At 71.1% G+C, this 6,415-nt stretch carries 8 protein-coding genes; 5 read left to right on the forward strand and 3 right to left on the reverse strand.

Annotated elements, in window-relative coordinates:
• Positions 1-40: 40 nt before the first annotated feature.
• Positions 41-664: an NADPH-dependent F420 reductase gene (locus ACFZBU_RS38550; protein WP_391588425.1), complete on the reverse strand. Its 624-nt coding sequence runs from the start codon at positions 662-664 to the stop codon at positions 41-43.
• Between the two features lie 32 nt (positions 665-696).
• Complete coding sequence (locus ACFZBU_RS38555) at positions 697-1,431, reverse strand: SDR family NAD(P)-dependent oxidoreductase (protein ID WP_391588426.1); 735 nt, start codon at positions 1,429-1,431, stop codon at positions 697-699.
• Positions 1,432-1,575: 144 nt separating this feature from the next.
• On the opposite strand from ACFZBU_RS38555, the gene ACFZBU_RS38560 reads away from it, so the two are divergent.
• The 5 genes from ACFZBU_RS38560 to ACFZBU_RS38580 all read left to right on the forward strand — a co-directional run bounded on the left by ACFZBU_RS38560 (position 1,576) and on the right by ACFZBU_RS38580 (position 5,266).
• Positions 1,576-2,184, forward strand: a complete 609-nt coding sequence (locus ACFZBU_RS38560) for a TetR/AcrR family transcriptional regulator (RefSeq protein WP_391588427.1) — start codon at positions 1,576-1,578, stop codon at positions 2,182-2,184.
• 509 nt (positions 2,185-2,693) lie between these two features.
• The gene (locus ACFZBU_RS38565) at positions 2,694-2,996 is read left to right on the forward strand and encodes a hypothetical protein (protein ID WP_391588428.1); all 303 of its coding nucleotides are present in this window, start codon (positions 2,694-2,696) and stop codon (positions 2,994-2,996) included.
• A 324-nt stretch (positions 2,997-3,320) separates the two neighbouring features.
• The gene (locus ACFZBU_RS38570) at positions 3,321-3,620 is read left to right on the forward strand and encodes a hypothetical protein (protein ID WP_391588429.1); all 300 of its coding nucleotides are present in this window, start codon (positions 3,321-3,323) and stop codon (positions 3,618-3,620) included.
• A gap of 381 nt (positions 3,621-4,001) precedes the next feature.
• Positions 4,002-4,394, forward strand: coding sequence for a YidB family protein (locus ACFZBU_RS38575; RefSeq protein ID WP_391588430.1), 393 nt, complete (start codon positions 4,002-4,004; stop codon positions 4,392-4,394).
• Between the two features lie 581 nt (positions 4,395-4,975).
• A complete protein-coding gene (locus ACFZBU_RS38580; RefSeq protein ID WP_391588431.1) occupies positions 4,976-5,266 on the forward strand; it encodes a hypothetical protein in 291 nt (96 codons plus the stop codon).
• 651 nt (positions 5,267-5,917) lie between these two features.
• Here the strand turns inward: ACFZBU_RS38580 and ACFZBU_RS38585 are convergent.
• The coding region (locus ACFZBU_RS38585; protein ID WP_391588432.1) for a tetratricopeptide repeat protein at positions 5,918-6,415 on the reverse strand (498 nt) is incomplete at its 5' end.

The raw sequence follows: 6,415 nt of genomic DNA on the forward strand, positions 1-6,415 counted from the left end.
TCACTTGGCGAGTCCATTCGGTGATCCGGCGACCGTCGACTCAGACGGGGAGTTCGGTGATCCCGAGGGCGAAGTCCACGTTGCCCACCCCGTGGTTGGCGAGGCCCACCGTGACCACGCCCGCTCCTTCCAGCCAGTGCGCCATTTTCAGGCCGCCGACGTCCAGCGGGCGCAGCCCGAGGGTCTCGATGAACACCTCCACGCTTGCCTTGGCCTGCGCGTTGTCGCCGGCGATGAAGACGTCGGGCCGGCCCTTCTCCAGGACATGGCGGAAGACGGTGTTGAACGCCTTCACCACGCCGGCGCTTGCCGGGGCGGCCTTGGCGACTTCCTGCGCGATCGAGGTCCCCTCGCGGTGGGCCAGCCCGTCGAACGTGGAGTTGAAGGGATTGCTGATGTCGACGATGACCTTGCCCGCGAGAGCGTCTCCGTACTGGGCGACGACCGGCACGACGCCGTCGTACAGCAGGGCCACGATGACGATGTCCCCGGCCGGGGCGGTGCCCCATTCTCCCGTCGTGGCGCCGGCGCCGAGAGCTTTGGCCAGGTCGGCGGCCTTGGACTGATCGCGGCCCATGACCTCGACGGTGTTACCACCCGCTATCGCCCGCGCGCCGATGGTGCGGGCCATGTTCCCGGTGCCGATGATGCTGATGTTGCTCATGAGATGTCCTGCCCTGGTTGTGGTTGTTCGATTCAGATGGCGGTGGTGCCGCCGTCGGCGATCAGTTCCATGCCGTTGACATAGCTGGAGTCGTCGGAGGCGAGGAAGAGGGCGGCGGTGGCGATTTCATCGGGGCGGCCCATCCGGCCGCGAGGGATGAGGGACTCGAACTGACGCATGGTGGTCTCGTCGAAGAGCTCTGCCTGCTTGGCGGTGGCGACCTGGCCGGGCGTCAGGACGTTGACGCGGATGCGGCGGTCCTTGAGCTCGTTGAGCCAGACGCGGGCCCATGCCTGCTGGACGGCCTTGCTGCCGGCGTAGACGCTCCAGCCGGGGAAGGCGCCGAGGGAGGCGTTGGAGCCGGTCATGAGGATGGAGCCGCCGTCGTTGAAGAGCGGGAGGGCCTTTTGGACGGTGAACAGGGTGCCGCGGGCGTTGAGCCCGAACCAGGTGTCGAACTGGGCCTCGGTGATCTCGCCGAGCGGGGCGGGCTCGCCACCGCCGGCGCTGGCCCACAGCACGTCGAGGCTGCCCTTCTCCCGCTCGACGGTGTCGTACAGGCGGTCCAGGTCGTCCAGGTCGGCGGCGTCGCCCCGGACGCCGGTGACGTTGCGGCCGATCTGCTTCACGGCCTCGTCCAGGGCGTCCTGGCGGCGGCCGGTGATGAAGACGTGCGCTCCCTCGTCGACGAACAGCTTCGCGCCGGCCAGCGCCATGCCGGTGGTGCCGCCGGTGATGACCGCGACCTTGCCGTCGAGCTTTCCCATGGTCGTTCCCTTGGGTCGGTGATGCCGTGTGTGCCTGGGGCGACGGTGTTAAGTACACCGGCCTGTGTGCTTACGGTACGGGGCGGACGGCCGGGACACAAACTATGTACACCGTTCGTTACCTGACGGCGGTACGATGGAGCCATGACGGAGATGGAGAAGGGCCCCACGGGTCGCCGCCGCGGTCGGGGCGCCCGCGAGCGCATCATCAGCGCGTCCCGGCAGCTGTTCCGCGAGCAGGGCATCAACCGCACCGGCATGGACCAGCTCTGCGCGGCGGCCCAGGTGTCCAAGCGCACGGCCTACCAGCACTTCGCCGGCAAGGACGAACTCGTCGCCGAGTACCTGCGCCGGTTCGACCCCTCCGTTCTGTCCGGCGTGTTCGACCGCACCGACCTCACGCCCCGCGAACGGCTCCTCGCCGCGTTCGACATCCCCACCACCACCCCCCTGTGCCCCTACATCGCCGCCGCCGTCGAACTCCACGACCCCCAGCACCCCGCATCCCAATACGCGCGCGACTACAAGAAAGCCGTCGCCGCGCGGCTCGCGGACACCGCCCGCGAAGCCGGCGCCTCCGACCCCGAACAGCTCGGCGAGCAGCTCGCGTTGCTCATCGACGGCGCCGCGGCCCGCACCCGGGTCCTCAACGCCGACGCCTTCCCCACTGCCGCCGCCGTCGCTGCCGTCCTCATCGACAACGCCATCCCCGCCACAGCCGGCGACCCGCAACGGGAGGAAGTGTCGAGCTGACTCGGGTGTAGCGAGAGCTACACCCATCCGGCTTCCGTCGCCGGTCGTGGCGAAGTGGCGGCACGCGAGTCCGTGCCTGATCCGGGTGGCGCTGACGTCGGAAAAGCTCGCGACCGTCCTGGACGACGTCCCCGACGACTACCGGCTCCTGCGGATCTCCCGCACGCTCCCCACGCCCGACCCCCCACGCCGCCGACCCGACCGCGTACGACGACGTGTGCACGTATCGGGTCGGGCCCACCCCGGTCGCCCTCACCACCACCTGACCGACACCGCCCCGACAACGGCCGGCCACCGCGATCGCTGCGGTGGCCGGCCGTTTTTGCGTCCCGGGCCGTCTAAAAAATTGGACACGGCCCCGGTGTCTCGTTGCCAGGCCGCCGATTCGCCTCCGATGCGCCCTGCCGCGTGCCGTCGGCCCGGGGGCACACTCGACGCGGCCTCGGCCGGCCCCGCGCGGGGCGGGCCGGTGGCGTAGACCAGGACCGGGGACAGGAGAGGCATCGGACATGAGCGCCCGGCCCGAGCACACGACACCCCCCGGCGCGCACGTACCCCGCACCATCGGCGGGGTGCGCGACGCCCTCGACCCGGAGCAGCGCGCGGCGTTCGAGGAAGAACCGGCCGCGACGCCGTTGGGCGACGGCCGCCTGGACGACCTGGTGTTCCTGTGGTGGGGGATCGCGGCGCTGGGCAACGACCCGGCCGTGATCGCCGATCTGCACGCGGCGGCGGCCGGCACCCTGCATACCCATCCCGTCGAGCTCGACGACGCGGGCCCCGGCTGGTCCGGAGAAATCGACCCCCGATGAGCGGCTACCGCGTACGACTCACGGACGCGGTCCGGGCCGAGGTTGCCGGGATGTCGCCCGGCAATCAGGTTTCCGTCCGCGTTCCCGGCGACCCTGTCGGAGGGATGACTCGGCCTCCCGCAGGTCGGCTCGCATGGCGGTCTCGTTGGCCTTCTTCAGGCACGTCGGCGTCATCGGCGTGGCGGCGTGCCCGGCGGAGGCCAGGCGTTCGCGTTCAGACGCTTTGACCGGGTGGAGCGCGGTGGTTGCGGACGCCCGGAACTCGCGGTCCTCGCCGAGGACCACCCACACTTTGCTGGTGAGAGACACGGAGATCCGTCACTCATGCGGTCGCGCGGCTGGCCCGGCGGTGTCGGGCTGGCTCGCCCAGTCCCACCACCTCGCCCGCACCCCCTCGCCCTCGACCCGCACGACGCCCGCGACCTGCCACTGTTACCTGAGAGCATTCGCACGGCGATTCTCGAACAGTGCCGCCGCGGCGACCTGCCCCGCCTGCCCCATGCCCTCGAGGCCGTCGTCCGCCGCCTGCGCGTCGAGGACGACGGCGAGGACTACGGCGAGATCCCCCAACCCGGCGAAGGCCTGTCCAACGCCCTCGCCGCCGCAGGCAGTTCCGGCACCTGACCCTTCCGGCTTGGACGAGGCCGCCGGGTGTCGTCGGTTGGTCCGGATCGGGCAGCGGGTAGCGGACGAGGCGTGTGGATGCGGGCAGCCCTGCCGGCGCTTGTAGAACTCACCGAGGCGACCGCTGGCAACTGGACCACGAACGCCCTTCGAAGCGCTTCCATCAGTGTCGACCGAGACGCTTCCACACCCGCGACCGTCATGCGCACCGAATGGTGGTGTCGGGGTGTGTTCGCAGACCAAGATCTCCCTGGGGGCAGCGGTAGTTGCCGCCCGCGATGCTCGGGGCGAGCCCGTGGCGGCGGTGCTCCGCCGTTTCGGATTCGGTGAGGATCCGGTGTCGCGTGGAACTGCGGGAGGATATTCGGAATGGGTGAGTCCGTGACCAACGAAGACGGTGTGAAGGTGGAGCCGACGATCTTGACGATCTCGGCGGAGCGCCTGGCCGGTGCCGGGCTGGAGTCGCAGGTCCGGTCGTGGATCGGTGAGGGCCCCAACGAGCCGATCACCGCGGGGCAGGTCGTTGCGGTCATCGGCGAGGACCAGCTCGCGCAGACCGCCGCGACGTTGGGGAAGACGCCCGGTGACCTGGCCGCGGACCTCGCCGCCGAGCTGCCCGAGCTCGTCGACGCCGCCGCACCCGACCCCGAGAGCGCCCCGACGCAGGGCCGGAACCCCGGCCTCCAGATCCGCATCGCCCCGACCTCCGGGCTGACCCTCGACAACGAGGCGGCGATCGACGGCTCCGTGACACTCACGCTCAACTACCTCTAGGGCGGCGATTCCGAGAGTTCGGCAGGGCGACTTTGCGACCGTCCCGCAGCTCTACTGCCAGGCGGTCGCGTTGCCGTGGTCGTGTCCGGGCCCGGCGGCGGCCACGCACAGGAGCTTGGCGAGGCGGGGAACCCTGGCGAAGCGTCCGAAGCGTCCGACGCGTCCGCACGGCGCTCAGGCCCTCCTCCTGAAGCCACCAATGCCGCCCGAGCACCGCCAATCACACTCGATGACTATCAACCCGAGGGAGAAACGGCAGGCGGCCCAATTCCGAGAGTCGGCGCGGAATGGCAGGTCGCAGTGAGACATCCCGCACTGAAAACCGAGAACCTACAGCCGCCGGGCCGACCCGGCCCGCCGTTGCGGCCGCCGACAGGCCGGAGCAGATGATTCCGTGGCTCCATAATCGAATGTATGTACGAAAGCGAGGCGGACCACCCGCATGGGAGCCGCCGAGCCGTTTCGCGCGCGTGCCGGCCGAGGGTGCCGATCCCCGGCCCCGGGACCGGGACGGCAGCGCGCCGTCGGGGTGGCCTCGGGGTGTCCTTCCGCCCGGTGTCGAGGGGTGGGAGCGGACGGCCGTGGCGTGGCTGTTCGATCTGTGCCCGCCCGGCTACCGGGACCACGACGTGCTGCGGAAGCACCCGTTGATCCTGCGGATGGCTCGCCGGCACGTCTCGGCCGCGCTCGCCGCGGCGCGGCACGGGTACGGCACCGCACGGGCCGAGATCGGCCCGACGCTCCCGGCCGCCGAGGTCGACGCGATGTTGCGTGTCCACGAGCACGAGGGGTCACGCGCCGCCGCGACCGACCGCGCGGTGCGCCTGGTCGCGGAAGCCCTGGGCGGGGAGCAGTGGGAACCACGCCTGTGATCGCGCCTGTTGCCTACCGTGTTGCCGTTCGTATTGCCTACCGTGTTGCGATTCCTGTTGCCTACCGTGTTGCGTTTCGTGTTGCCCAGCCGTCCGGGCCGCGCGGGGCCGTTTCCCCTGGTCAAAGCCACCTGCGCCCAGCGACCGGACGCGGACTTCTTCCCTGGGGCACCTTCGGCCGTGGGTCACCCTGCTCGAACACCGCCCGCCCGGCGCTCCGGGCCGCCGCGGCCGGTGGCGCGCCGCCTGGTCGGGCGGGCACCGATGGGCCGGCACGACCCGTACCGCACCGGACGCGGCGCGGCCTGCGGCGGCCCGGTGGGCTCGACTGGAGCCAAACTGTTGGGGTGAACCGCCCGCGCGGGCGGGCGGGTTGCCGGCATGGTGGGCGGAGGCCCGTCGCGGGGTCCACACATTCGCTGCGGCGTGTTGTGCGGGCTGTGCCCCACGACGGATGACGCGGAACAGCAGCCCCGGCCGGCACGTGCGGGCCGGGGCCGTTCGGTCGAGCCACGTCGGCCCGGATCAGCGGGCGGTTACCCCGCTCGCCGCGCACCGCTCGCGCCGGTCCGGCCGGCCTCGGTACCCGTCCTCCGGGTCGGTGCACACGAGATCCACCGCCCCTCGGCCGAGCGAGCCGGTGAGGCGGGGTCAATACGTCGTCGGGTCGTGTTCGGCAAGGTCGCGGCGGATGGCGACGGCCTCGGTGAATGCGGCTTGCGCGTCCTTTTGGCGATTCACGTTGTTCAGGGCGAAGCCCAGGTCCTCGAGCGAGTTGGCGAGGTGGGGCAGGTGCGTCGCGGGGCCGTGTTGGGCGAGGTTGCGGTGGATGGCGACGGCCTCGGTGTACGCGGCTTCCGCGTCCTGGTGGCGACCCGCGTTGCTCAGGGCGAAGCCCAGGTCCTTGAGCGAGGCGGAGAGAGGGGGTAGATGCGTCGTCGGGTCGTGTTCGGCGAGGCTGCGGCGGATGGCGACGGCCTCGGTGTACGCGGCTTCCGCGTCCTGGTGGCGACCCTCGTTGTTCAGGGTGAAGCCCAGGCCCTCGAGCGAGTTCGCGAGGTGGGGCAGGTGCGTCGCGGGGCCGTGTTGGGCGAGGTTGCGGTGGATGGCGACGGCCTCGGTGTACGCGGCTTCCGCGTCCTGGTGGCG

This window comes from Embleya sp. NPDC008237, from assembly GCF_042956465.1.
Lineage (GTDB): Bacteria > Actinomycetota > Actinomycetes > Streptomycetales > Streptomycetaceae > Embleya.

Excerpts from the sequence above, each read along its gene's own strand:
- ACFZBU_RS38550 (WP_391588425.1), bottom strand. The coding sequence starts at position 664 with ATGAGCAACATCAGCATCATCGGCACCGGGAACATGGCCCGCACCATC.
- ACFZBU_RS38555 (WP_391588426.1), bottom strand. The coding sequence starts at position 1,431 with ATGGGAAAGCTCGACGGCAAGGTCGCGGTCATCACCGGCGGCACCACC.
- ACFZBU_RS38560 (WP_391588427.1), top strand. The coding sequence starts at position 1,576 with ATGACGGAGATGGAGAAGGGCCCCACGGGTCGCCGCCGCGGTCGGGGC.
- ACFZBU_RS38565 (WP_391588428.1), top strand. The coding sequence starts at position 2,694 with ATGAGCGCCCGGCCCGAGCACACGACACCCCCCGGCGCGCACGTACCC.
- ACFZBU_RS38570 (WP_391588429.1), top strand. The coding sequence starts at position 3,321 with ATGCGGTCGCGCGGCTGGCCCGGCGGTGTCGGGCTGGCTCGCCCAGTC.